This is a genomic window from Pseudacidovorax sp. 1753 (assembly GCF_040544975.1).
Taxonomy (GTDB): Bacteria; Pseudomonadota; Gammaproteobacteria; order Burkholderiales; family Burkholderiaceae_C; genus Xenophilus.
Genome location: NZ_JBEPKY010000001.1, coordinates 151,492 through 175,862 on the forward strand (window position 1 = coordinate 151,492; position 24,371 = coordinate 175,862).

The following is a 24,371-nucleotide window of genomic DNA, read 5'->3' on the forward strand; positions in this document are numbered from 1 at the left end:
CAAATCAGAGATCAGGGTCTGCACCAATTTCTTGGGAACGGCGCCAGAATCTTTTTGCGTATACGCAAATTTGTTCCTAGACTTCAGCGATGCCGTCCGACACCTCACCCTCCACCGCCGCCTGCTCGACGGCCGACTTCATCGTGGTCGGGGCCGGCATTGCAGGCGCGTCGGTGGCCTACTGGCTCGCGCCGCATGGCCGGGTGCTCTTGCTCGAGGCCGAGTCCCAACCCGGCTACCACTCGACGGGCCGGTCCGCAGCGCTTTTCATGGAAAGCTACGGGACGCACCAGGTGCGCACGCTCACGCGCGCCAGCCGTCCCTTCTTCGATGCGCCGCCTGCCGGTTTCGCCGAGCACCCCTTGCTCACGCCGCGCGGCGCCATGGTGCTGGGCACCCATGGCGACGAAGCCGCGCTGGAGGAATGGTGGGACGTGCTGCGCGCCACCAACCCGCATGCACGCAGGCTCGATGCCAGCGAGGCCTGTGCGCTGTTGCCCGTGCTGCGGCCGGAGCAAGTCATCGGCGCCGTCCTCGAACCCGACGCCGCCGACATGGACGTGCATGCCATCCACCAGGGCTATCTGCGCGGCGCGCGGCGCCAGGGCGCGCAGCTGCTCTGCGATGCCCCGGTGCGGCACATCGAGCGCACGGGCGACGGCTGGCATGTCCAGGCGGGCAGCCACCGGTGCAGCGCGCCCGTGCTGGTCAATGCGGCCGGTGCCTGGGCCGACGAGGTGGCGGCGCTTGCCGGGCTGCCGGGCCTGGGCCTGCAGCCGCGGCGCAGGACCGCCTTCACCTTCGCACCGCCCGAGGGCGTGACCGTGCACGACTGGCCCATGACCATCGCCGCATCGGAGACCTGGTACATCAAGCCCGATGCGGGCGTGCTGCTGGGCTCGCCCGCCAATGCCGATCCGGTGCTTCCGCACGACGTGCAGCCCGAAGAGCTGGACGTGGCCCTGGCCATCGACGCCATCGAACGCATGACCACGCTGCGCATCCGGCGGCCCAGCCGCACCTGGGCGGGGCTGCGCTCCTTCGTGGCCGATGGCGACCTCGTGGGTGGCTTCGACGCCGAGGCGCCGGACTTCTTCTGGCTTGCAGCCCAGGGCGGCTACGGCATCCAGACCTCGGCCGCCATGGGCGAGGCCTGTGCCGCCCTCCTGCGCGGCCTGCCCATTCCGGCCCACCTGGCGGCCTTCGGCCTGACGGCCGACATGCTCTCTCCCCGGCGCCTGCGCCTCGCGTCCACTGCCTGAAAGCCCACTGCCATGACCCCTCTGCGCGTCTTCAGCGCCTGCCTGGCGACCGAGACCAACACCTTCGCCCCCATGCCCACGGGCATGGCGTCGTTCCGTGACCGCGGCTACTTCAAGGCCGGCGAGCACCCGGACACCATGGTGTTCTTCGCCGGCCCGCTGTGGGCCGCGCGGCTGCGCGGCAAGGAGGCCGGCTGGATCCTGAAGGAAGGCATGGTGGCCGCAGCCCAGCCCAGCGGCACCACCACGCGCCAGGCCTACGAAGGCCTGCGCGATGAGCTGCTGGCCGATCTCCGGGCGGCGCTCCCGGTGGACATGGTCGTGCTGGGCCTGCACGGCGCCATGGTGGCCGACGGTTATGACGACTGCGAGGGCGACCTGCTGGCGCGCGTTCGGGCCATCGTCGGCCCCGACGTGGTGGTCGGCGCGGAGCTGGACCCGCACAACCATCTCACCGCAGCCATGGTCGACAACGCCGACCTGCTGATCGCCTACAAGGAATATCCCCACACCGACGTGCTCGATCGCGCCTTCGAGCTGGTGGACCTGTGCGCCGCCCAGGTGCAGGGCCGCGTCCGGCCCGTGGCCGCGGTGGTGGACTGCGACATGATCGTCACCATGCACACCTCGCGCCAGCCGGCGCGCGGCTTCGTGGACCGCATCCAGGCGCTGGAGGGCAGGGAAGGCATCCTGTCCATCTCGGTGTCGCACGGCTTTGCCTGGGGGGACGTGCCGGACATGGGCACCAAGCTGCTGGTCTATGCCGACGGCGACGCCGCCAAGGCCCAGGCATTGGCACGCCAGCTGGCGGACGAGCTGATCGGCCTGCGCGAGGCACTCGCCGTGTCCTATCCGGCCATCGACGCCGCGCTGGACGAAGCCCTGGCCTTCGAAGGCGGGCCGGTGATCATTGCCGACGGTGCCGACAACCCGGGCGGCGGCGCGGCCGGCGACTCCACCTTCATCCTGCGGCGGATGCTCGAACGCGGCATCGGCAATGCGGCCATCGGCCCGATGTGGGACCCCATCGCCGCGCGCATCGCCTTCGAGGCCGGCGCCGGCGCGCGGCTGGCCCTTCGCATCGGCGGCAAGATCGGCCCGCTGTCCGGCGACCCGCTGGACCTCGACTGCACGGTCAAGGCCGTGATGCCCGAGATGGTGATGACCGGCCTGGGCGGCGCGCCCTTTCCGGTCGGAGACAGCGCGCTGGTCGAGACCGCGGGCATCGAGATCCTGCTGATCACGCTGCGCAACCAGGCCATGGGCACCGATGCCTTCACCCAGCTCGGCTGCGACCTGGCCGCCAAGAAGATCGTGGTGGTCAAGTCGTCGCAGCACTTCCAGGCCTCCTTCTCGAAGGTGGGCCGGCATGTGATCTACGCGGCCGCGCCCGGCGCCGTGACGCTCGATCTGCGCACCCTGCCCTACCGCAAGGTGCGCCGGCCCAAGTGGCCACTCGACTGACGCGCCCGTCCCTCCTTCCTGTCCGCATTCCCCCGTCCTCCCCGCCTTCCGGAGTCCCCACGATGAAACGACGACTGCTTGCCTCTCTCGCCGCCCTGAGCCTGGGTGCCGCCGCCAGCCTGTGCAGCCTGCCCGCACTGGCCCAGACCAAGACGCTGAAGGTCGTGGCCCATGCCGACGTGAAGATCCTGGACCCGACCTTCACCACGGCCTACATCACCCGCAACTTCGGCTACATGGTCTACGACATGCTCTTCGGCCTGGACGACAAGGGCGTGCCGAAGCCGCAGATGGTGGACAAGTACAGCACCTCGAAGGATGGCCGGCTCTGGACCTTCACCCTGCGGCCCGGCCTCAAGTTCTCGGACGGCAGCCCCGTGACCGCCGCCGACGCGGTGGCCTCCATGCAACGCTGGACCGGGCGCGACAGCATCGGCCGCGCGATGACGGCGATCTCCTCGCCCGAGTGGAAGGCGGTGGACGCCACGACCTTCACGCTCACGCTCAAGGAACCCTTCGGCCTGGTGCTGGAAGGGCTCTCCAAGCCTTCGGGCTTCCCGCCGGTCGTCATGCCGGAGCGGCTGGCCAAGCTGCCCACCACCTCGCCGATCTCCGAGGTGCTGGGCTCGGGCCCGTATGTGTTCAAGCGCGATGAATGGGTGCCGGGCAACAAGGCGGTGTTCGTGCGCAACCCGCACTACGTGCCACGCACCGAGGCCGCCAGCAACCTCGCGGGCAGCAAGAAGTCGGCCTTCGACCGCGTCGAGTGGCTGTACCTGCCCGATGCCAACAGCGCCATCTCGGCGCTGCAGAAGGGCGAGGTCGACCTCATCGAGCAGGTGCCGCCCGACTACATCCTGCCGCTGCGTGCGGACGCCAACGTCAAGGTGCAGGCCTCGGGCTCCTGGCAGGGCTGGATGGTCATGAACCAGCTGCATCCGCCCTTCAACAATCCCAAGGTGCGCCAGGCGGTGGCCAAGGCGGTGAACCAGGAACGCTTCATGGCGGCGATGGGCTACCCGCGCGACATGCGCCTGACCAGCTGCGTGAGCTTCTTCCTCTGCGGCGGGCCCAACGAGAGCTTCGCCGGTGCCGAGCCCTTCCGCACGCCCGACCTGGCCCAGGCCAAGAAGATGCTCGCCGACGCAGGCTACAAGGGCGAGAAGGTGGTGCTGCTGCTGCCCAGCGACGTCACCTACCTCAATGCCGAAGGCCTGATGGCCGCCCAGACGCTGCGCAGCCTGGGCATGAACGTCGACGTGCAGACCTCCGACTGGGCCACCATCGGCGCCCGGCGTGCCAAGCGCGAGGCACCGGACGCCGGCGGCTGGAGCATGTACGTGACCGTGGCCGGCGGCTTCGACGCCGATTCGCCGATCACCAACGCCTACCTCAGTGCCGCCTGCGGCAACAGCCTGCCCGGCTGGCCCTGCGATCAGAAGCTGGACGAACTGCGCATGGCCTGGTTGAAGGCCACCGACCCGGCCCGGCGCAAGGAGGCGCTCGACGCCTTCCACGCCCGCGCCTGGGAGGCCCTGCCCTACGTGAACGTGGGCCAGTACTCGCCCGCCATCGCGGCCCGCAAGGAGCTCAAGGGTGTCGAGAAGCTCAGCGGCGGTCTGCCGCTGGTCTGGCAGCTCGACAAGTGACGCACGGGGACTGATACGGCATGGGCTACATCCTGCGGCGCCTGGCGGCCACCGTGCCCGTGATGGCGGTGGTGGCGGTGGTCGTCTTCCTGCTGATCCACCTGTCGCCGGGCGATCCGGCGGCGCTGATCGCCGGCGACCTGGCCACGGCGGACGACATCGCCCGCCTGCGCGGCGCGCTCGGACTGGACCAGCCGCTGTGGCGGCAGTTCGCGCTGTGGCTGGGCCGATTGGCCACGGGCGACCTGGGCACCTCCATCTTCACGCAGGTGCCGGTCACGCAGCTGCTGGCCCAGCGGCTGGAGCCGACGCTGTCGATCGCGCTGCTCACGATCACGCTCACGCTGCTGCTGGCGGTGCCGCTGGGCACGCTGGCCGCCTGGAAGGCGGGTGCCTTCATCGACCGGCTGGTGATGGTGTTCGCGGTGCTGTCCTTCTCCGTTCCGGCCTTCCTCGTCGGCTACCTGCTCATCTATGGCCTGGCGGTGCGGCTGGACTGGTTTCCGGTGCAGGGCTATGTGCCCCTCTCCGAGGGCGTTCGTCCCTGGCTGCGCTCGCTCGCATTGCCGTGCCTGAACCTGGCGCTGGTGTACATCGCCCTCATCACGCGCATGACCCGGGCCACCGTGCTCGAAGTGCTGCAGGAGGACTACATCCGCACCGCCCGCGCCAAGGGCCTGGGCGTGCTGCCGGTGCTGGGGCATGCGCTGCGCAATGCGGCCGTGCCCATCGCGACCACGGTCGGCATGGGCATCGCGCTGCTCATCGGCGGCGTGGTGGTCACCGAGACCGTGTTCGCACTGCCCGGCGTGGGCCGGCTCGTGGTCGATTCGGTGCAGCGGCACGACTACCCGGTCATCCAGAGCGTGTTGCTGCTGTCGGCCGGGGTGTATGTGCTGATCAACCTGCTGATCGATCTGAGCTATCGGCTCTTCGAGCCTCGCATAAGGTATTGAGATGAGACACCCCCCATGCCGCTTCGCGGCTCCCCCCTCTCTTGCGCCTTCGGCTTGGAGGGGGGCGCGCCCAGAGGCCTGGCAAAGCCAGTTCCTCGGGCGCCCTGGCTTGGCCTGCTCCGCGGCCATTCGAGGGATGTTCGCGTGCCGGCTTCATGCGAAGCACTCAGGAGAAATGAAATGAGCTCCACGGCTTCCGCCGCGGGCGTGTCGCCACCGAACGCAGGTGCCGACGTTCCCTTCAAGGTGCCGCGCTTTCGCTGGGCGCGCAAGCACCCGACGCTGATCCTGGGGGCGCTGTTGCTGGTGGCCATGGTGGTGCTCGCGTTCGCGGCGCCCTGGCTCGCCACCTACGACCCGCAGGACATCGACCCGCTGGCGCGGCTGCAGGCGCCGTCGGCCGAGCACTGGTTCGGCACCGATGCCCTGGGCCGCGATGTCTACAGCCGGGCGGTGTGGGGCGCGCGCGTCTCCCTGCTCGTCGGGCTGTCGGTGGCCGTGCTGGCGACGGTGGCCGGCGTGTTCCTGGGCCTGGTGGCCGGCTTCGTGCGCTGGGCCGAAGGTCCGGTGATGCGCGTCATGGACGGGCTGATGGCGATCCCGGGCATCCTGCTGGCCATCGCGCTGATGGCCATCACGCGCGCCAGCCTGACGACGGTGATCGTCGCCATCACCGTTCCAGAGATTCCGCGCGTGGTCCGGCTGGTGCGATCGCTGGCACTCACGCTGCGCGAGCAGCTGTTCGTCGAGGCCGCCCATGCCGTGGGCACACGGCTACCCACCATCCTGGTGCGGCATGTGCTGCCCAACATGATCGCGCCCGTGGTCGTCCAGGCCACCTTCGTCGCAGCCTCGGCCGTGCTCATCGAGGCCTCACTGTCCTTCCTGGGCGTGGGCGTGCCCTCCACCACGCCGAGCTGGGGCAACATGATGGCCGAGGGCCGCAACTTCGTGGCCGTCGCCTTCCACATCATCCTGTATCCCGGGCTGCTGCTGGCGGCCACGGTCCTGGCCATCAACCTGCTGGGCGACGGCCTGCGCGACGCGCTGGACCCCCGCCTGGCCCGCCAGCTATGACAGCCGCTTCCCCCCAGCCCCGCCTGCCGGTGGGCGAGACCCTGCTGGAAGTGCAGGACCTGCACACCCATTTCGACACGCTCACCGGCCCCGCACGGTCCGTCGACGGCGTGAGCTACACCGTGCGCGCCGGCCAGACCCTGGGCGTGGTGGGCGAGTCGGGCTGCGGCAAGAGCGTGACGGCCCTGTCGATCATGCGGCTGCTGGCCACGCCACCGGCCCGCATCCGCGGCCAGGTGCGTCTGCGCGGCACCGACCTGCTGACCCTGAGCGAGAAGCAGATGCGCGCCATCCGCGGCAACCGCATCTCGATGATCTTCCAGGAGCCGATGACCTCGCTGAACCCGGTGCTCAGCGTGGGCCGGCAGATCGCCGAGACGGTGCAGCTGCACCAGGGCGCAGGCCGCGCGCAGGCTCTGGCGCGCGCCGTGGAGATGCTGCGGCTGGTCCAGATTCCCGAGCCCGAACGCCGCGTGCACGAGTACCCGCACCAGCTGTCGGGCGGCATGCGCCAGCGGGTGATGATCGCGCTGGCGCTGGCCTGCAATCCCGAGGTGCTGATCGCCGACGAGCCCACCACGGCGCTGGACGTGACGATCCAGGCCCAGATCCTCGACCTCATCCGCCGCTTGCAACAGGAGCTCGGCATGGGCGTGGTGATGATCACGCACGACCTGGGCGTCGTGGCCGAGAGCTGCCACCGCGTGGTCGTGATGTATGCCGGCCGCACCGTCGAAGAGGCCGACGTGGTCGATCTCTTCGACCGGCCGCTGCATCCCTACACGCGTGCGCTCATGGCATCGATGCCCGCGATGAACACGCACAGCGCACGTCTGACCGAGATCCCCGGGCTGGTTCCTTCGCCGCAGGCGCCCAGGCGCGGCTGCGCCTTCGCGGAGCGCTGTCCGTGGGCCGCCGACCGCTGCCGCAACGAGGTGCCGCCCCTGATGCGCGAAGGCGGCGATCACGCCGTCGCCTGCTTTGCCGTGCAGGAGGCACGCCTGCCGACCCATGCCCTGGAGCCCGCCGCATGACTGCCACCGCCACGAGCGCGATTCCGAACGCCGGCGCAGCGCCTCTTCTGTCGGTGCATGCCCTGCGCAAGCACTATGTGTCGCCGCGGCGCTGGCTGGCGCGCCCCAGACCGCCCGTGCAGGCGGTGGACGAGGTCTCGTTCGACATCGCACGCGGCGAGACGCTGTCGCTGGTGGGTGAATCGGGCTGCGGCAAGACCACCACCGCCAAGTCGGTGATGCGCCTGATCGAGCCGACCTCGGGGTCGGTGCGACTGGACGGCGAGGATCTGCTCGCCCTGTCGCCCGAGCAGATGCGCCTGCGGCGGCGGGACGTGCAGATCATCTTCCAGGACCCCTATGCCTCGCTGAGCCCGCGCCTGCGCGCCGGCGAGATCGTGGCGGAGCCGCTGCGCAACTTCGGCATGTCCTCCGCCGACGCGCGGCGGGAGCGGGTGCGCTGGCTGTTCGAGAAGGTGGGGCTGCGGCCGGAAGCCACGGCCAAGTACCCGCACGAGTTCTCCGGCGGGCAGCGCCAGCGGCTGGGCATCGCCCGCGCGCTGGCCCTCAACCCCAAGCTCATCGTCTGCGACGAGCCCGTCTCGGCATTGGACGTGTCGGTGCAGGCGCAGGTGGTCAACCTGCTGATGGACCTGCAGGCGGAGTTCGGCATCGCCTACCTGTTCGTCGCGCACGACCTGGCCGTGGTGCGCCACATCAGCCACCGCGTGGCAGTGATGTACCTCGGCCGCATCGTCGAGATCGGCCCGCGCGACGCCGTCTTCGCCCAGCCGCGACATCCCTACACCGAGATCCTGCTGTCGGCCGTGCCCGTGCCCAACCCGCGCACGCCGGCACGGCGCATCCTGCTGCAGGGCGATCCACCGAGCCCGGCCAATCCGCCCTCGGGCTGCCGCTTCCACACGCGCTGTCCGCTGGCCCAGCCGCTGTGTGCCGAGCAGGCCCCCGCCCTCACGCCCCGTGGCGACGGCCATCAGGTGGCCTGCCACTTCCGCTGAGCCTTCTCCATCCAACGCACCACACCATGACCGACAGCAACCGTGACCACGACCTGATCATCCGCGGCGCCACCGTCATCGACGGCCGCCGGACGCCCCGCTTTCGCGCGGACGTGGCGGTGCGCGACGGCCGCCTGAGCGCCATCGGCGATCTGGCCGGCCATCGGGCCGCCCAGGAGATCGATGCGACGGGGCGCATCGTGGCGCCCGGCTTCATCGACTCGCACACGCACGACGACCAGGCGGTGCTGTCGCAGCCGCAGATCCCGTTTAAGGTGTCGCAAGGCGTCACCACCGTGATCGCCGGCAACTGCGGCATCAGCGCCGCGCCGCTGCGGCGGGACATGGACCTGCCCATGCCGCTCAACCTGATCGACGTGCCCGCCGGGGAGCGCTTCACCCGCTTCGCCGACTACCTGGATGCGCTGCGTGCCCGCCCCTCGTCGGTCAACGTGGCCGCGATGGTCGGCCACTCCACCCTGCGCGCCGTCACCATGCCGGCACTGGACCGCGAGGCCAATGGCGAGGAGATCGCACGCATGCGCGCGCTGGTGCAGGAGGCGATGGACGCAGGCGCCATCGGCGTCTCCACCGGCACCTTCTATCCGCCCGCGGTGAAGGCCACCACGGAGGAGATCATCGAAGTCTGCCGGCCGCTCACCGCCGCCGGGGGCCTGTACGTCACCCACATGCGCGACGAGTCCGACCAGGTGATGAGCTCGCTGGAAGAGACCTTCCGCATCGGCCGCGAACTCGACGTGCCGGTGGTCGTCTCCCACCACAAGGTGCAGAACACGCCCAACTTCGGCAAGTCGCAGGTCACGCTGCCCTTCATCCGCGAGGCCATGCAGCGCCAGCGCGTCTGCCTCGACTGCTATCCCTACACGGCGGGCTCGACCATGATCCGTGCGGACCGAGGCATGCTCGAAGGCCGCGTGCTGATCGCCGAGAGCCTGCCGCATCCGGAATGCGCCGGCCGCGACCTGGACGACATCGCCCGCGACTGGGGCGTGGACCGCGTGGAGGCCGCGCGCCGGCTGCAGCCGGGCAGCGCCATCTACTTCCTGATGGACGAGGGCGATGTGCAGCGCATCCTGGCCTTCGACGACACCATGATCGGCTCGGACGGCATCCCCGTCGGCAGCAAGCCGCATCCTCGGCTCTGGGGCACCTTCCCACGCGTGCTGGGCCATTACAGCCGCGACGTCGGCCTGTTTCCGCTGGAGACCGCCGTCTGGAAGATGACCGGGCTCACGGCCCGCAACTTCGGGCTTCACGGCCGGGGCACGCTGGAAGCCGGCCAGGCCGCCGATATCGTGGTCTTCGATGCCGGCACCGTGCGCGACGCGGCTGACTATGCCGAGCCCACGCGGCCCGCGGAAGGCATCGAGGCGGTCATCGTCAATGGCGCCATCACCTGGCAGGGCGGCCGGCACACGGGCGCGCGCCAGGGTCAGGTCATCCGCCGCCAGGCGGCCCCGTCCCACTGAGGCACTGCGCAACCACGATGCCCATCGAACGCTTTCCCACCCCGCTGCCGGTGCCCTTCTCGAAGGCGGTGCGCGCCGGCGGCTTCCTGTTCGTCTCGGGCGTGCTGCCCATGGATGCCCAGGGCCGCATCATCGAAGGCGACATCCAGGCGCAGACGCGCGCCGTGCTCGAGCGCGTGGCCCAGAACCTGGCCGACTGCGGTGCCCGCATGGCCGATGTGGTGCGCGCCACCATCTGGCTGGCCGACCTCGGCGACTTCGCCGCGTTCAACCAGGAATACGCCCGGCACTTCACACAAGGGCTGCCTGCGCGCTCGTGCGTGCAGGCCGTCCTCTACCAGGGCGCCCGGGTCGAGATCGAGGTCCAGGCCTGGGTCGGCGGCTGAGGCGCGACCCCAAGCGGCCCGACCCACTCAGTTCAACACGATGTGGGCCTTGGTGGCCACGTCACCGAACTTGCGCAGGCTGTCCTGCACGAACTTCTCCGCCTCGGCGGGCGACATGTGGCCCGGCAACTGGCCGCCGGCTTCCAGGGCCGCCTTCACCTGGGGGTTCTCGGTCGCCTTGGCGATGGCGGCATTGAGCCGCGCCACCACCGGCTCGGGCACACCCTTGGCTGCAGCGACGGCGAAGTACTGCGTGGCCTCATAGCCCTTGAGCCCGGCCTCGCTCATGGTCGGCACGCTGGGCAGGCTGGGGATGCGGTAGGGCGTGGTCACCGCATAGGCACGCAGTTGGCCGGCCTTGATCTGGGCCAGCACGGGTGTGACGCCCAGCATGCCCAGCTTGACCTGGCCGCCGACGATGTCCACCACCGCCTGGCCGCCGCCCTTGTACGGCACATGCAGCATCTGCGTGCCGGCCATCTGGTTGAACAGCTCGCCGGCCAGGTGCTGGCCGGTGCCGATGCCCGAGCTGGCGTAGTCCCACTGCTGCGGGTTCTTCTTCATCGCGGCGATCAGCGACGTCAGGTCCGTCGGCGCCAGCCCCGCACCGCCCACCAGCACGATGGGGCCCTGCGACAGCAGGCCCACCGCCTGCAGCTCGCGGCCCACCTCGGGCTGCTTCTGGCCGAAGAGCACGGGCCCCGGCACGGTCACCAGCGTGTAGCCGTCGCCCTTGGCGCGCGCCGCCTGCTTGAGCGCCAGCGCGCCCGAGGCACCCGGCACGTTGTCGACCACGATGGACTGGCCGATCTGGTCGGACACGGCCTTGGCGAAGGCGCGCGTGAGCACGTCCACCGAGCCGCCGGGCACGAAGCCCACGATCCAGGTGATGGGCTTCGCTTCGGGCCAGGGCGCTTCGGCATGGGCGCCGAGGGCCATGGCGGAGAGTGCGAGCGCCGAAAGGCGCAGCAGATGGCGGCGGGTGGTGGTGGCGTTCATGGGGCTTGATTCCGGGAGTTGTTCGAGGGGCGGCGCTCAGCGGTCGAGCTGGCCGGGCGGCGTGTGCGGATGCGCGGCCGCACTGGCGTTAAAGTCGCGGATCATGCGCAGCACCGGTCCCATGACCCAGGTGTTGAAGACCAGCACATCGGTCTCTTCCTTCGGGTCGCGCGTCACGTTGAACAGGTACGGCGACTCCAGCTTGCCCTGGCCCTGGTTGACCTCGGGCTCCCAGTAGAAGTGCAGCTTCCAGTCGCGCCACTTGGCCGCGCGCAACTCCTGCTTGATGTAGAAGAGAAAGCCCTCGCGCGCCGACTTCGGCTGCTCGCCGAAGAAGAAGGCCCGCTGGTCCACGCCGTCGATGGGCCGGTCCTGCGGCAGCTCGGCACCGGCCACGGCGGCCAGCGTGGTGAAGAGGTCGGTCACGTGCACGATCTCGTTGCTCACGCGGCCCGGCTCGATGCGACCCGGCCAGCGCGCGATGAAGGGCACGCGCAGGCTGCCTTCCATGGCCGTGTGATACGTCCCGCGCCAGGGGCCGGCCGTGCCGCGGTAGGGCGCACGGAACTCCGGGCCGTTGTCGCTGCAGAAGATGAACAGCGTGTTGTCGGCAATGCCCAGGCGCTCCACCTCGTCGACGATCTGGCCCACGCGGTGGTCCATCTCGGCCATGGAGTCGGCGAAGTCGCCGTTGCCGGTGCTGCCGGCAAAGTCCGGATGCGGCAGCGTCGGAAAGTGCAGGTGCACCAGCGGCAGGTACAAAAAGAAGGGCCGGTTCGCCGCCACATGGCGCTGCATGAAGGCGCATGAGCGGTCCACCAGGTCGGCGTCGATGCCGCGGCGCGCCTCCAGGTCGTAGAGCTTCACCTCGCGCGAGGGTTCGCCCGCACGGCCTTCCATGATGTAGGGCAGGTCGACCACGCTGGGGTCGAAGCCCACGGAGGACGTGAATTGGCTCTCGTCCGTGGTGCGCGGAATACCGTACCACTCGTCGAAGCCGCGGTCCGACGGAAAGCGCCCTGCCACATCGCCCAGGTGCCACTTGCCGAAATGGGCCGTGGCATAGCCGACCTTCGACAGCAGTTGCGGCAACGTCACCTCCCAGCGCGTGAGGCCCTGCGGCAGGCCCGGCGGCACGGACTGCAGGCAGCCGGTGCGGATCGGATGCCGGCCCGACATGAGGGCCGAGCGCGTGGGCACGCAGTCGCTCTCGACGTTGAAGTTCTGCAGCAGCAGGCCCTGGCGGGCCAGCGCGTCGATGCGCGGCGTGGGTGCGCCACGCAGGGCGCCGCCGCCGTAGCAGCCGAGTTCGCCCCAGCCAAGGTTGTCGGCCACGATGAGGACGATGTGGGGAGAAGCGTGGGAGGCCATCGAAAGCAAAAGGGATTGGATGGCCTGCAATCTATGACAGCGCGGCGTCTTCTAGCATTCCCGTTCCACCGCCTTGCCATGAATGCCAGGAATGAATCTCTCGATCCAGGACATCCGCTACTTCCTCGCCGTGGCCCGTGACGGCCAGCTCTCGGCCGCCGCGGACGAACAGGGCGTGACCCAGTCGGCGCTGACCAAGGCGATGCAGCGGGTGGAGCGCGAGTTCGGGCTGCAGCTCTTCGAGCGCAGCGTGCGCGGCGTGCGGCTGACCTCGGCCGGCCTGCGGGTGGCCGAGCAGATGCGCCGCCTGCAGGCCGAATATGCCGACACGGTGCTGCTGGCCGACGAGATGCGCGCCCGTCAGGCCGGCCTGCTGCGCCTGGGCGTGACCGACACCACCGGCGGCAACCGCATGGCCGCGGTGCTCGGACCCATGCTGGCCATGCGGCCCGGCCTGCGCGTGAAGATGCGGGTGGACCGCTCCGACGCCCTCGCCGCCCAGGTGCAGGACGGCACGCTGGACCTGGCCCTGGTGCCGGCGTACGAGGGCCTGCCGCTGCCGGCCGAGCGCACCAAGGTCGACAGCGATCCGCTGCTGCCGCTGGTGCGCGTGGGTCATCCGCTCACGCGGCTCGCGCGGCCGATGCTGAAGGACGTCGCGGCCTACGGCTGGATGCTCGGGCCCGAGCATTCCTTCGCCTACCGCACCGTGGAGGCCGTCTACGCGCGGCAGGGGCTGCCCGCGCCGCAGATCGTGGTCGAGGTGCCCTTCTCGTCGGAGATGAACCTGACGGTGCTGGCCGCCACCGACCTGGTGACGCTGCTGCCGCGCTCGCTGATGCAGCTGGCGCCGGCCGAGCGCTTCACGCAGTTGCCGGTGGCGGCCCTGCGCATCCCGCGGGCGGTGGTGCTGCTGTCGCGGCCGGGGTCGGCGTGGTCGCCGTTGATGGAGACGCTGCGGGGTTTACTGCTGGAACGGAGCAAGGCCAGGGACTGAGTGCCTCACAGCGTCCGACTCCACCGTCAGTTCTCGCGCTCGGCCATCTCATGCTCTGCGGCCGCAGCCAGGAACGCCGAGCGCGAGATGCGGCGCTGGCTCGCGTACTGGTCGATGCGCTGCAGCAGCGCTTCGGACATGCTCACGTTCACACGCACGGCCTTGTCGCGCACCTTGGTGAGGTCGATGTCCACCAGCATCCAGAAGCCGCCCTTGAAGGCCTTGCTGCCTGCCCACTGATCGACGCCCGTGGGCGCGGGAATGGGGTCAGCGTCGCTGCCGTAGTGGGCCTCCACGGCCTCCTGCGCTGCACTGGGAATGTCGGCGGACTCGTCTGCGGCGGCGAAGCAGCCTGGAAGATCGGGGAAGGTCAGGCCAAAGGCACTGTCCTTGTCCTTGTGGACGTAGACGGGATAAAGCATCGTCGTTCCTTCGATAGTCCCAGGACTCAAAGTCCAGCCTGTTTCAATATGCTTTTGACGGTACCGATCGGCAGGTCCTTCTTAGGGTGCGGGACCGTGACCTTGCCCGGCTTCGTCGGATGCTTGTATTGGCGATGCGATCCGACCGTGTTAACCAGATACCAACCATCGGCCGTGAGCTGTTTGATGACCGCGTCGCTTGACATCGCGCAACTCTACACAACATTGCGCAAGTTTGCGCAAATGCGCACACAGCGGCGGCCTTCCCATCGGTTTCGCATTCACCTGGAAGCCGCATTCGAACCGGCGACCAACGGATTAAAAGTCCGCTGAGCCGCGCGCATACCGGAGCGCCCGTCAGTCCGCCAACCGCCCCTGCACCAGCCGCAGCACGCGATCGCAGCGTGCGGCCAGCGTCTCGTCGTGCGTCACCATCACGAACGCCGTGCCGCGCTCGCGGGCCAGCTGCAGCATCAGCGCGAACACGGTGTCGGCCGTGCTGCGGTCCAGGTTGCCGGTGGGCTCGTCGGCCAGCACGCAGGCGGGCTGGGTGACCAGCGCACGGGCGATGGCCACGCGCTGGCGCTCGCCGCCGGACAGTTCCGCCGGCCGGTGCGACAGGCGCTGACCCAGGCCCACGGCGGCCAGCGTGGCGCGGGCGGCCTCGGCGGCCTTCTCGGGCGCTTCGCGGCGGATCTTCAGCGGCATGGCCACGTTGTCCAGCGCGCTGAACTCGGGCAGCAGGTGGTGGAACTGGTAGACGAAGCCCAGGTACTGGTTGCGAAGCCGGCCCTGGGCCGCAGCGTCCAGCCGGCCCATGGGCTGGCCCTTGAGCTCCACCGTGCCGCTGCTGGGCGAATCGAGCCCGCCCAGCAGGTGCAGCAGCGTGCTCTTGCCGGAGCCGGAGGCGCCGACGATGGCCATGGTCTCGCCGGCGCGCACGTCCAGGTCCACGCCATGCAGCACGGTGAGGTCGATGCGGCCTTCGTGGAAGCGCTTGGTCAGGCCGCGGGCCTTGAGCACGACGGCGGGGTGCCCGTCGCCGGGCCGCCCCAAGGCGGGCAGCGCCCCCTCGGGGGGCAGCGCACCATGCGAAGCAGGAAGCGTGGGGGCCTTATTCATAGCGCAGGGCCTCCGCCGGGTTCACGCGGCTGGCGCGCCAGCTGGGGTAGAGCGTGGCCACGAAGGCCAGCACCAGGGAGATGATGGCGATGGGCATGATGTCGCTGCGCTGCGGGTCGCTGGGCATGCGGCTGATGAGGTAGATGTCCTGCGGCAAAAAGTGCGTGTGCAGCAGCCGCTCGATGGCCGGCACGATGATGTCGATGTTGTAGGCCACCAGCAGGCCCAGCCCCAGGCCGGCGAAGGTGCCGATCACGCCCACCATGGCGCCCTGCACCACGAAGATGCCCATGATGCTCTTCGGGCTCGCGCCCAGCGTGCGCAGGATGGCGATGTCGGCGCGCTTGTCGGTCACCGTCATCACCAGCGTGCTCACCAGGTTGAAGGCGGCCACGGCCACGATCAGCGTGAGGATGATGAACATCATGCGTTTCTCGACCTGCACGGCCGAGAACCAGGTCTTGTTCTGGCGCGTCCAGTCACGGATGAGGAACTGCCCCGGCAGCGTCTTGGCCAGCTCGTCGGCCACCTCGCGGGCCTGGTTCAGGTCCTTGAGCTTCAGGCGGATGCCGGTGGGCCCTTCGAGGCGGAAGACCTTGGCCGCGTCCTGCTCGTGGATCATGGCCAGGGCCGAGTCGTACTCGTAGTGGCCCGAATCGAAGGTGCCGACCACGGTGAACTGCTTGAGGCGCGGCACCACGCCGGCCGGCGTGACCTGACCTCCCGGCGCGATCAGCGTCACCTGGTCGCCGTCGCGCACATAGAGCTGGCGCGCCAGCTCGGCGCCCAGCACGATGCCGAACTGGCCCGGCACCAACCGGTCGAGCGCGCCCTTCTGCGCGGTGCTCGAAAAGTCGGTGACCTCGGGTTCGAGCCTGGGCTCGATGCCGCGCACCAGCGCGCCCTTCATGTCTTCGCCGCGGGCGACCAGCGCCTGGCTGGCGATGAAGGGCGCAGCGCCGATGACCTGCGGATTCTTGCGGGCCGCGTCCATGATGGGCTGCAGATCCTGCAGCGCCTGGCCGTCGCGCGAGAAGATCTCGATGTGCGAAACCACGCCCAGCATGCGGTCGCGCACCTCCTTCTGAAAGCCGTTCATCACCGACAGCACGATGATGAGCGCGGCCACGCCCAGCGCGATGCCCGCCATCGAAACGCCCGAGATGAAGGAGATGAAGCCGTTGCGGCGGGTGGCCCGGCCAGCGCGTGTGTAGCGCCAGCCCAGCTGCAGTTCGTAGGGAAGAGCCATGGATGCGAAGACAGCGCCGCATGGCGCCGGAAGCCCCCGGGAAGCCGGGCCGGGCATTGTGGCATTGGCCCGCGAGCCCCCGCGTCGGACGCGACAATACCGCGCATGTCGCCTTCCGCCGACGCGCATCCCGCTTCCTCCTCCCCCTTGCACCTGATCGTCCCCTTCGCCGGGCGCAGCACGCCTGCCTGCCAGGCCGCCCTGCCCGGCCTGAAGCTGCCCAACCTGGCCGCCCTGCTCGCCCGCCTGCCCGAGGCCGCGGCCGATGTGCAGGAAGAGCAGAGCCTCACCCCGCCGCACGAGCGCGCCCGCGCCGCCGCGCTGGGCCTGCCGCCCGCCGCCGACGGCACCCTGCCCTGGGCCGCGCAGGCGGCCCGCCGCGCCGGCCTGCCCGGCGCCACCGACCAGGCCTGGGCCTGGGTCACGCTGTGCCACTGGCAGGCCGGCATGAGCGAGGTGGTGCTGATCGATCCCTCGCACCTGGGCGTGCAGCCGACCGAATCGCAGGCCCTGCTGGCCGCCGTGCGGCCTTTCTTCGAAGAGGACGACATCCATCTCTTCGCCACCGACGCGCCCGGCACCTGGCTGGCCAGCGGACCGGTGTTCGACCAGCTGCCCACGGCCTCGCTCGACCGCGCCATCGGCCAGCCGCTGGAGGCCTGGCTGCCCATGGCCGACGGCGCCCGCACGCTGCGGCGGCTGCAGAACGAGATGCAGATGCTGCTCTACAACCACCCGGTCAACGACGCGCGTGGCGAACGCCGCCAGTTGCTGGTCAATTCGCTGTGGTTCAGCGGCACCGGCCGCGCGGCGGTCGTGCACCCGCAGGCGGCCGAGCCCGCCGTGGACGAGCGCCTCCGCCCCGCCGCCCTGGACGACCATGGCGAGGCCTGGGCCGCCGCCTGGGCCGCGCTCGACGCCGGCCCCATCGCGCAATGGCTGGCCCGCAGCCGGGCCGGCGAGCCCGTGACGCTGACCCTGTGCGGCGACCGCACGGCCCGCCGCTACCAGGGCCAGCGCGGCCTGCTGCAGCGTTGGCTGCAGCGCACGCCCGACGTCGCCACCGTGCTGGAGTCGCTGTGAAGATCATTCCCCGCGACGTGCCGCCGCGCACCGCCTGGGCGCTCGAACAGGCCGGCCTGCATCCGCTGCTGGCGCGCCTGTATGCCGCCCGCGGCGTGGCCTCGGCCGACGAGCTGGACGACGGCCTGGCCCGCCTGCTGCCGCCCGCCGGCCTGCGCGGCGCCGATGCCGCCGCACGCCTGCTGGCCGACGCCATCGCTGCCGACCGCCGCATCTGCGTGGTGGCCGACTACGACTGCGACGGCGCAACGGCCTGTGCGGTGGCGATCCGCGGCCTGCGCTTGCTGGGCGCGCGCCAGGTGCAGTACCTGGTGCCCGATCGCGTGACCGACGGCTACGGCCTGACGCCGCCCATCGCCGAGCGCGTGGCCGCCACCGGTGCCGAACTGCTGCTGACCGTGGACAACGGCATCGCCAGCGTGGAGGGCGTGGCCCGCGCGCGCGCGCTGGGCCTCGCGGTGCTGGTGACCGACCACCATCTGCCCGGCGCCGAGCTGCCGGCCGCCGACGTGCTGGTCAATCCCAACCAGCCGGGCTGCGACTTCGCCAGCAAGAGCATCGCCGGCGTGGGCGTCATGTTCTATGTGCTGCTGGCGCTGCGCGCCGAGTTGCGTGCGCGCGGCGCCTGGAACGTTCCGGGTGTCCAACAGCCGAAGCTGGATGCTCTGCTGCCGCTGGTGGCCCTGGGCACCGTGGCCGACGTGGTGCGGCTGGACGCCAACAACCGCCGACTGGTGGCGCAGGGCCTGCGCCGCATCCGCGCCGGCGCCATGCCGCCGGGTGTGGCCGCCCTCTTCAGCGCCGCCGGCCGGCGGCCCGAGGTGGCCACGACCTTCGACTTCGGCTTTGCCCTGGGCCCACGCATCAATGCCGCCGGTCGGCTGGCCGACATGACGCTGGGCATCGAATGCCTGCTGACCGACGACCCCGGCCGCGCCGACGAACTGGCGAAGCTGCTCGACGGCATCAACCGCGAGCGCCGCGACATCGAGGGCGGCATGCGCGAGCAGGCCATCCGGCTGGCCGAGTCGCTGTTCGGCATGCAGCAGGCCGTGGAGGGCCAGGACAAGGCCCAGGCCGGCATGCCCGCCGCCATCAGCGTGTTCGACCCCGAGTTCCATGAAGGCGTGGTGGGCATCGTGGCCTCGCGCCTGAAGGACCGGCACCACCGGCCGGTGTTCGTCTTCGCGGCCAGCGGCGCCGAGGGCAAGTCGCACGAACTCAAGGGCTCGGGCCGCTCGATTCCCGGCTTTCACCTGCGCGATGCGCTGGACCTGGTGGCCAAGCGCCACCCCGGCGTGCTGCTGCGCTTCGGCGGCCATGCCATGGCGGCCGGCTGCACCATCGCGCGCGAGCAGTTCCCGGTGTTCGAGCGGGCGCTGGCCCAGGTCGCGGCCGAATGGCTGGATGCCGCCACGCTCACGCGCCGGCTGGAGACCGACGGCCCCATCGCCCGCGAGTACCTGCGTGTGGAGCTCGTCGACACGCTGCACCGCGAGGTGTGGGGCCAGGGCTTTGCGCCGCCCACCTTCAGCGACGAGGTCGAGGTCGTCTCGCAGCGGCTGGTGGGCGAGAAGCACCTGTCGCTCAAGCTGCGCCTGGCCGGCCAGCCCGTGGACGGCATCTGGTTCGGCCAGACCGAGCCGCTGCCGCCCCGCGTGCGCCTGGCCTTCCGGCTCGACGCCGACGAATGGCAGGGCGTGCGCCGGCTGCGGTTGATGGTCGAAGGCGCCGAGCTGCCCCGATGAGCGAGACCCTGCCCTGGCGCTGCCTGCTCGTCGAGGACGACGAGGCCAACGCCCGCTACATCGCCGACGGCCTGCGCCGCATGGGGCACACGGTCGCCATCAGCCGCGACGGTGCCGATGCGCTGGCGCGGGCCACGGGCGAGGCCTGGGACCTGGTCATCCTCGACCGCATGCTGCCCAACAACATCGACGGGCTCGCCATCCTGGGCACGCTGCGCAACCTGGGCCTGCGCACGCCGGTGCTGGTGCTCAGTGCCCTGAGCGCGCTGGACGAGCGGGTGCGCGGCCTCAAGGCCGGCGGCGACGACTATCTGGCCAAGCCCTTCGCCTTCTCCGAACTGGCGGCGCGCGCCGAGGCCCTGGTGCGCCGCGCCCGGCCAGGCCCGGAGCAGCGCGTGCTGCAGGTGGCCGACCTGCGGCTGGACCTGGGCACGCGCAAGGCCGAGCGCGGCGGCAAGCCGGTGGCACTGCAGCCGCGCGAGTTCCGCCTGCTCGCCTGCCTGATGCTCAACGCGGGCCAGGTCATGACCCGCACCATGCTGCTCGAAGCCGTGTGGGACTACCAGTTCGATCCGCAGACCAATGTGATCGACGTGCAGATCAGCCGTCTGCGCACCAAGCTCGACGGCGCCGGCGGCCCGCCGTTGATCCATACCGAGCGCGGCGTGGGCTACCGCTTGGCTGCGCCAGAGCCCGGGGAGTCTTCCGCCTGATGGGCGCCTGGCGCCGCCTGTGGGCCTCGGTGGGCTTCCGGCTCGCCTTCCAGTACGCCGTGCTCGTGGCCATCACCATGATGGCGGCGCTGGCCATCGTGTACCTGCAGACGGTGGGCGTGCTGCACCAGCGCATTGCGCGACAGGTGGGCACCACCACCACGCAGATGCTGGCACGCGCCGAGCAGGAGGGCCTGGACGCCGTCGTTGCCGCCATCGGCCGCGCGCTGGCCGATGGCCGGCAGTCCGACACCGAGCTCTACGGCCTGTGGCAGCCCGACGGCACGCGCCTGGCCGGCAACCTGGATGCGCCGCCCGCCGATGCCGCCAGCAACCGCGACGGCCAGCAGCGCGCCCTGCGCGGCGGCAGCGCCATCACGGGCTATCTGGCGGTCCGTCGCCTGCCGGGCGATGCGCTGCTGGTGGTCGGCCACGACCTGGGCGACCAGGAGGCGCTTGAATCGCTGGTGGTCAGCGCCAGTGCCGCCGCGGGCCTGATCGCGCTGCTGCTGCTGGTGGGCGGCGTGTTCGTGTTCCGCCAGGAACTGGAGCAGGCCGTGGGCCGGGTACGCCTCACGGCCGGGCGCATCGCCGAGGAAGGCCGGCTGGCCGAGCGAGTGGACATGGCATCGGGCGACGACGAGTTCGCGCGCCTGGGCCAGGACATCAACGCCATGCTCGACCGCATCGAGTCACTGATGGAGGGCGTGCGCCATGTCTCCAACACCATCGCGCACGAGTTGCGCACGCCGCTCACGCGCGCCCTGCTGGGTCTGCAGGCGGCGCAGGCGCCAGGCACCGGCGACGACGCGCGGCGCGAGGCCATCGACCGCGCCGTGCACGAATTGCAGGAGCTGGGCACCGTCTTCCAGAAGCTGCTGCAGATCGCCGAGGCCGAGGCCGGCGCCCGCCGCCGCGCCTTCGCGCCCGTGGCCCTGCACACCATCGCCGACGACGTCGCGGAGCTGTACGAGGCCGTCGCCGACAGCCAGGGCGCACGGCTGCTGCGCCAACCGGCGCAGGAGGTGTGGGTGGACGGCGACCGCGACCTGCTGGCCGGTGCCATCGCCAACCTGGTCGACAACGCGCTGAAGTACGGCGGCCCCGGCTGCACCGTGCGCCTCGGCACATCGATGGCCGCCGGCCAGGCCGTGGTCGAGGTGCAGGACGACGGCCCCGGCGTGCCCGAGGCCGACCTGGCCCGCATCGGCGAGCGCTTCACCCGCCTGCAACCCGAGCTGCCCGGCCACGGCCTGGGCCTGGCCAACGTGCGCGCCGTCGCCGCGCTGCACGGCGGGCGTCTGGTGGCCGAGGGCGCGCAGCCGGGGTTGCGGATGCGGCTGGTGTTGCCGGTCCAGCCGCTGCACCACGAATGATCGGCGCTTGTAGAGCGCCAAACGGCAATTTAGACTAAGGTTAGCTAACCAGGAACCCACCCTATGCAGCCCGTCAACATGTTCGAAGCCAAATCGTCGCTGTCGCGGCTGGTCGAGGCCATCGAGGCCGGCGCGGAAAGCGAGATCGTCATCGCTCGCCATGGGCGGCCGGTCGCCAAGCTCGTTCCCGTGGACCAGCCCATCGTGCAAAAGCGCATCGGTGTCGCGAAGGGCAAGTTCGAGGTGCCGGACTCGATCGATGCGCACAACGCCGAAGTGGCCGCTTTGTTCGCTGGCGAGACCAAGCTTTGAACCTGCTGTTGGACACCCACATTGCGTTGTGGGCCATCGCCGACAGCCCGCGCCTTTCTCCCGCTGCGCGCGAGCGAATCGTGTCACCCCGCGCCACCGTCTGGGTGAGCGTTGCATCGCTGTGGGAGATCGCAATCAAGCATTCGCTCGGCCGAGGCGACATGCCGGTCAGCAGCGAGGAGGCATGGGCCTACTTCCGTGACGCGGGCTATCAGCTCCTGCCGATCAAGCCCGAGCACATCATCGAGGTGGAGACGCTGCCCTCTCACCACAAAGACCCGTTCGACCGACTGCTGGTGGCTCAGGCCCTGGTCGAACCCATGCACCTGCTGACGCACGACCCGCTCGTGGCGCTCTACAGCGACCGCATCCTGCACGTCTGAAGCCCAGACGGCTCAGCCAGCGGCCCTTCCCCCGCGCCCACATTGCCAAATGGCAATGTGTCGGTAACCCACGGCGCACGCCCCCTTTCCTACGATCGCCCGCGCTTTCCCGCCCGGCTGTGGCGGGCCCTCCGCCGTGCGCGGATTGCTCATCAACGATCAAGGAGACCTGCAGGGTGAAGATCAAGAGTCAGAGAGATTTCTTTTCGGGCGCGCTGTTCTGCGCCTTCGGCGTGGCGTTCGCCTGGGGCGCCACCTCGTACACGGTGGGCGACGGCGCCCGCATGGGCCCGGGCTACTTTCCGCTCATCGTCGGCGTGCTCATCGCCATCATGGGCACGCTGATCACGCTCAAGGCGATGACGGTGGACACCGACGATGGCGAGCCCATCGGTCGCATCGCCTGGCGGCCGCTGGTCTTCATCATCGGCGCCAACCTGGCCTTCGGCGTGCTGCTGGGCGGCCTGCCCAGCATCGGCCTGCCGCCCATGGGGCTGATCGTGGCCATCTATGCGCTCACCTTCATCGCCAACCTGGCGGGGGACCATTTCAGCGTGAAGTCCTCGCTGGTGCTGGCCACCATCCTGGCGGTGGGCAGCTACCTCGCCTTCGTCGTCGCGCTCAAGCTGCAGTTCCCGGTCTGGCCCACGTTCATCGCCTGATCCCCTTTCTCCAGAGACATACAAGAACACGGGCCTCATGGACCTCTTCAACAACCTGGCGATCGGCTTCGGCGTCGCCTTCACCTTCCAGAACCTCGTCTACGCCTTCGTCGGCTGCCTGCTGGGCACGCTGATCGGGGTTCTGCCGGGCATCGGCCCCGTCGCCACCATCGCCATGCTGCTGCCGGCCACCTATGCGCTGCCACCGGTGTCGGCGCTGATCATGCTGGCGGGCATCTACTACGGGGCGCAGTACGGCGGCTCGACCACGGCCATCCTGGTCAACCTGCCGGGCGAATCATCGTCCGTGGTCACGGTGATCGACGGCTACCAGATGGCCCGGCAGGGACGGGCCGGGCCCGCGCTCGCCGCCGCCGGCCTGGGCTCTTTCTTTGCCGGCTGCGTGGGCACCATCATCCTGGCCGCCTTCGCGCCGCCGCTGACCGAGCTGGCCTTCAAGTTTGGCCCGGCCGAATACTTCAGCCTGATGATCCTGGGCCTGATCGGTGCCGTGGTGCTGGCCTCCGGTTCCCTGCTCAAGGCCATCACCATGATCCTGCTGGGCCTGGCCCTGGGCCTGGTGGGTACCGACGTCAACTCGGGCGTGGCCCGCTACAGCTTCGACATTCCGGAATTGACCGACGGCATCGGCTTCATCGCCATCGCCATGGGCGTGTTCGGCTATGGCGAGATCATCGGCAACCTGTCGCAGCCGGCCGAGCAGCGCGAGGTGTTCACGGCCAAGGTCAAGGGCCTGTGGCCCACGGCGGCCGACTTCAAGCGCATGACGCCCGCCGTGCTGCGCGGCACCGCGCTGGGCTCGGCGCTGGGCATCCTGCCGGGCGGCGGCGCGCTGCTGTCCTCCTTCGCGTCGTACACGCTGGAGAAGAAGATGCGCCGCGCCCCGGGCGAGGTGGCCTTCGGCAAGGGCAACATCCGCGGCGTGGCGGGCCCTGAGTCGGCCAACAACGCCGGTGCGCAGACCTCCTTCATCCCACTGCTGACGCTGGGCATTCCGCCCAACCCGGTGATGGCGCTGATGGTGGGCGCCATGACCATCCACAACATCCAGCCCGGCCCGCAGGTGATGACCAGCAACCCGGAACTGTTCTGGGGCCTGATCGCCTCGATGTGGATCGGCAACCTGATGCTGATCATCCTGAACCTGCCGCTGATCGGCGTGTGGATCAAGCTGCTGACCATTCCCTACAAGTGGCTCTTCCCGGCCATCGTGCTGTTCTGCGCGGTGGGCGTGTACTCGGAGAACAACAACACCTTCGACGTCTGGATGGTGGCGGTGTTCGGCGTGGTGGGCTATGCCTTCCTCAAGCTCAAGTGCGAGCCGGCGCCACTGCTGCTGGGCTTCATCCTGGGGCCGATGATGGAAGAGAACCTGCGCCGCGCCCTGCTGCTGTCGCGCGGTGATTGGGGCGTGCTGGTGAGCCGGCCCATCTCGGCCGGGCTGCTGATCGCTGCGGCCCTGCTGCTGGTGATCGTGCTGCTGCCGGCGGTGAAGGCCAAGCGCGAAGAGGCCTTCGTCGAGGAATAGACCTCCCCGACAGGCATCCGCTGCCCTTGCGGCAGCGGACCCACGGCCCCGCGGTCAGACGCCGCGGGG

24 protein-coding genes are annotated in these 24,371 nt (G+C 70.1%); 18 read left to right on the forward strand and 6 right to left on the reverse strand.

Features of this window, described 5'->3' with window-relative positions:
• The first annotated feature begins 89 nt into the window (after positions 1–89).
• The 9 genes from ABIC63_RS00740 (at position 90) to ABIC63_RS00780 (ending at position 10,316) form a co-directional block, all read left to right on the forward strand.
• On the forward strand, positions 90–1,262 hold the full coding sequence (locus ABIC63_RS00740; RefSeq protein ID WP_354318333.1) for an NAD(P)/FAD-dependent oxidoreductase: 1,173 nt from the start codon (positions 90–92) through the stop codon (positions 1,260–1,262).
• A 21-nt stretch (positions 1,263–1,283) separates the two neighbouring features.
• Positions 1,284–2,726, forward strand: coding sequence for a M81 family metallopeptidase (locus tag ABIC63_RS00745; protein ID WP_354318528.1), 1,443 nt, complete (start codon positions 1,284–1,286; stop codon positions 2,724–2,726).
• Between the two features lie 62 nt (positions 2,727–2,788).
• Positions 2,789–4,375, forward strand: a complete 1,587-nt coding sequence (locus tag ABIC63_RS00750) for an ABC transporter substrate-binding protein (RefSeq protein WP_354318334.1) — start codon at positions 2,789–2,791, stop codon at positions 4,373–4,375.
• A gap of 20 nt (positions 4,376–4,395) precedes the next feature.
• Positions 4,396–5,331, forward strand: coding sequence for an ABC transporter permease (locus ABIC63_RS00755; RefSeq protein WP_354318335.1), 936 nt, complete (start codon positions 4,396–4,398; stop codon positions 5,329–5,331).
• Positions 5,332–5,511: 180 nt separating this feature from the next.
• Complete coding sequence (locus tag ABIC63_RS00760) at positions 5,512–6,408, forward strand: ABC transporter permease (RefSeq protein WP_354318336.1); 897 nt, start codon at positions 5,512–5,514, stop codon at positions 6,406–6,408.
• Positions 6,405–7,442, forward strand: coding sequence for an ABC transporter ATP-binding protein (locus tag ABIC63_RS00765; RefSeq protein WP_354318337.1), 1,038 nt, complete (start codon positions 6,405–6,407; stop codon positions 7,440–7,442). Before ABIC63_RS00760 ends, ABIC63_RS00765 begins: the two co-directional genes overlap by 4 nt.
• Positions 7,439–8,440: an ABC transporter ATP-binding protein gene (locus ABIC63_RS00770; protein ID WP_354318338.1), complete on the forward strand. Its 1,002-nt coding sequence runs from the start codon at positions 7,439–7,441 to the stop codon at positions 8,438–8,440. The genes ABIC63_RS00765 and ABIC63_RS00770 overlap by 4 nt, the downstream gene beginning before the upstream one ends.
• A gap of 26 nt (positions 8,441–8,466) precedes the next feature.
• Positions 8,467–9,930, forward strand: coding sequence for an N-acyl-D-amino-acid deacylase family protein (locus ABIC63_RS00775; protein WP_354318339.1), 1,464 nt, complete (start codon positions 8,467–8,469; stop codon positions 9,928–9,930).
• Between the two features lie 17 nt (positions 9,931–9,947).
• Positions 9,948–10,316, forward strand: a complete 369-nt coding sequence (locus ABIC63_RS00780) for a RidA family protein (protein ID WP_354318340.1) — start codon at positions 9,948–9,950, stop codon at positions 10,314–10,316.
• Between the two features lie 27 nt (positions 10,317–10,343).
• Here ABIC63_RS00780 and ABIC63_RS00785 read toward each other — a convergent pair whose 3' ends face one another.
• Both ABIC63_RS00785 and ABIC63_RS00790 read right to left on the reverse strand, forming a co-directional pair.
• Complete coding sequence (locus ABIC63_RS00785; protein WP_354318341.1) at positions 10,344–11,315, reverse strand: Bug family tripartite tricarboxylate transporter substrate binding protein; 972 nt, start codon at positions 11,313–11,315, stop codon at positions 10,344–10,346.
• Positions 11,316–11,351: 36 nt separating this feature from the next.
• A complete protein-coding gene (locus ABIC63_RS00790) occupies positions 11,352–12,686 on the reverse strand; it encodes an arylsulfatase (protein ID WP_354318342.1) in 1,335 nt (444 codons plus the stop codon).
• 91 nt (positions 12,687–12,777) lie between these two features.
• Between ABIC63_RS00790 and ABIC63_RS00795 the strand changes: the two genes are divergently transcribed.
• Positions 12,778–13,683, forward strand: coding sequence for a LysR family transcriptional regulator (locus ABIC63_RS00795; RefSeq protein ID WP_294367310.1), 906 nt, complete (start codon positions 12,778–12,780; stop codon positions 13,681–13,683).
• Positions 13,684–13,709: 26 nt separating this feature from the next.
• On the opposite strand, the gene ABIC63_RS00800 is transcribed toward ABIC63_RS00795, so the two are convergent.
• The 4 genes from ABIC63_RS00800 to ABIC63_RS00815 all read right to left on the reverse strand — a co-directional run bounded on the left by ABIC63_RS00800 (position 13,710) and on the right by ABIC63_RS00815 (position 16,476).
• On the reverse strand, positions 13,710–14,105 hold the full coding sequence (locus ABIC63_RS00800) for a type II toxin-antitoxin system HicB family antitoxin (RefSeq protein ID WP_294367308.1): 396 nt from the start codon (positions 14,103–14,105) through the stop codon (positions 13,710–13,712).
• A gap of 26 nt (positions 14,106–14,131) precedes the next feature.
• Complete coding sequence (locus ABIC63_RS00805; RefSeq protein WP_294367307.1) at positions 14,132–14,311, reverse strand: type II toxin-antitoxin system HicA family toxin; 180 nt, start codon at positions 14,309–14,311, stop codon at positions 14,132–14,134.
• A 151-nt stretch (positions 14,312–14,462) separates the two neighbouring features.
• On the reverse strand, positions 14,463–15,227 hold the full coding sequence (lolD, locus tag ABIC63_RS00810) for a lipoprotein-releasing ABC transporter ATP-binding protein LolD (protein WP_294367305.1): 765 nt from the start codon (positions 15,225–15,227) through the stop codon (positions 14,463–14,465).
• Positions 15,220–16,476, reverse strand: a complete 1,257-nt coding sequence (locus ABIC63_RS00815) for a lipoprotein-releasing ABC transporter permease subunit (RefSeq protein WP_294367303.1) — start codon at positions 16,474–16,476, stop codon at positions 15,220–15,222. Before ABIC63_RS00815 ends, lolD begins: the two co-directional genes overlap by 8 nt.
• Positions 16,477–16,581: 105 nt before the next feature.
• Here ABIC63_RS00815 and ABIC63_RS00820 point away from each other — a divergent pair, with 105 nt between their 5' ends.
• The 8 genes from ABIC63_RS00820 to ABIC63_RS00855 all read left to right on the forward strand — a co-directional run bounded on the left by ABIC63_RS00820 (position 16,582) and on the right by ABIC63_RS00855 (position 24,302).
• A complete protein-coding gene (locus ABIC63_RS00820) occupies positions 16,582–17,559 on the forward strand; it encodes a hypothetical protein (protein ID WP_354318343.1) in 978 nt (325 codons plus the stop codon).
• Positions 17,556–19,307, forward strand: coding sequence for a single-stranded-DNA-specific exonuclease RecJ (recJ, locus tag ABIC63_RS00825; protein WP_354318344.1), 1,752 nt, complete (start codon positions 17,556–17,558; stop codon positions 19,305–19,307). The genes ABIC63_RS00820 and recJ overlap by 4 nt, the downstream gene beginning before the upstream one ends.
• Positions 19,304–20,020 (forward strand): response regulator transcription factor, encoded by a 717-nt coding sequence (locus ABIC63_RS00830; protein ID WP_294367297.1) that lies wholly within the window; start codon positions 19,304–19,306, stop codon positions 20,018–20,020. The genes recJ and ABIC63_RS00830 overlap by 4 nt, the downstream gene beginning before the upstream one ends.
• Positions 20,020–21,396, forward strand: a complete 1,377-nt coding sequence (locus ABIC63_RS00835) for a HAMP domain-containing sensor histidine kinase (protein WP_294367295.1) — start codon at positions 20,020–20,022, stop codon at positions 21,394–21,396. Before ABIC63_RS00830 ends, ABIC63_RS00835 begins: the two co-directional genes overlap by 1 nt.
• Positions 21,397–21,459: 63 nt before the next feature.
• Entirely contained in the window at positions 21,460–21,708 is a 249-nt protein-coding gene (locus ABIC63_RS00840) for a type II toxin-antitoxin system Phd/YefM family antitoxin (protein WP_294367293.1), read from the forward strand.
• Positions 21,705–22,091: a type II toxin-antitoxin system VapC family toxin gene (locus ABIC63_RS00845; protein WP_294367291.1), complete on the forward strand. Its 387-nt coding sequence runs from the start codon at positions 21,705–21,707 to the stop codon at positions 22,089–22,091. Before ABIC63_RS00840 ends, ABIC63_RS00845 begins: the two co-directional genes overlap by 4 nt.
• A gap of 176 nt (positions 22,092–22,267) precedes the next feature.
• Positions 22,268–22,753 carry a tripartite tricarboxylate transporter TctB family protein gene (locus tag ABIC63_RS00850; protein WP_354318345.1) on the forward strand — a complete coding sequence of 162 codons (486 nt, stop codon included), beginning with the start codon at positions 22,268–22,270 and terminating at the stop codon, positions 22,751–22,753.
• A 37-nt stretch (positions 22,754–22,790) separates the two neighbouring features.
• The gene (locus ABIC63_RS00855; RefSeq protein ID WP_294367287.1) at positions 22,791–24,302 is read left to right on the forward strand and encodes a tripartite tricarboxylate transporter permease; all 1,512 of its coding nucleotides are present in this window, start codon (positions 22,791–22,793) and stop codon (positions 24,300–24,302) included.
• The last annotated feature ends 69 nt before the right edge of the window (positions 24,303–24,371 follow it).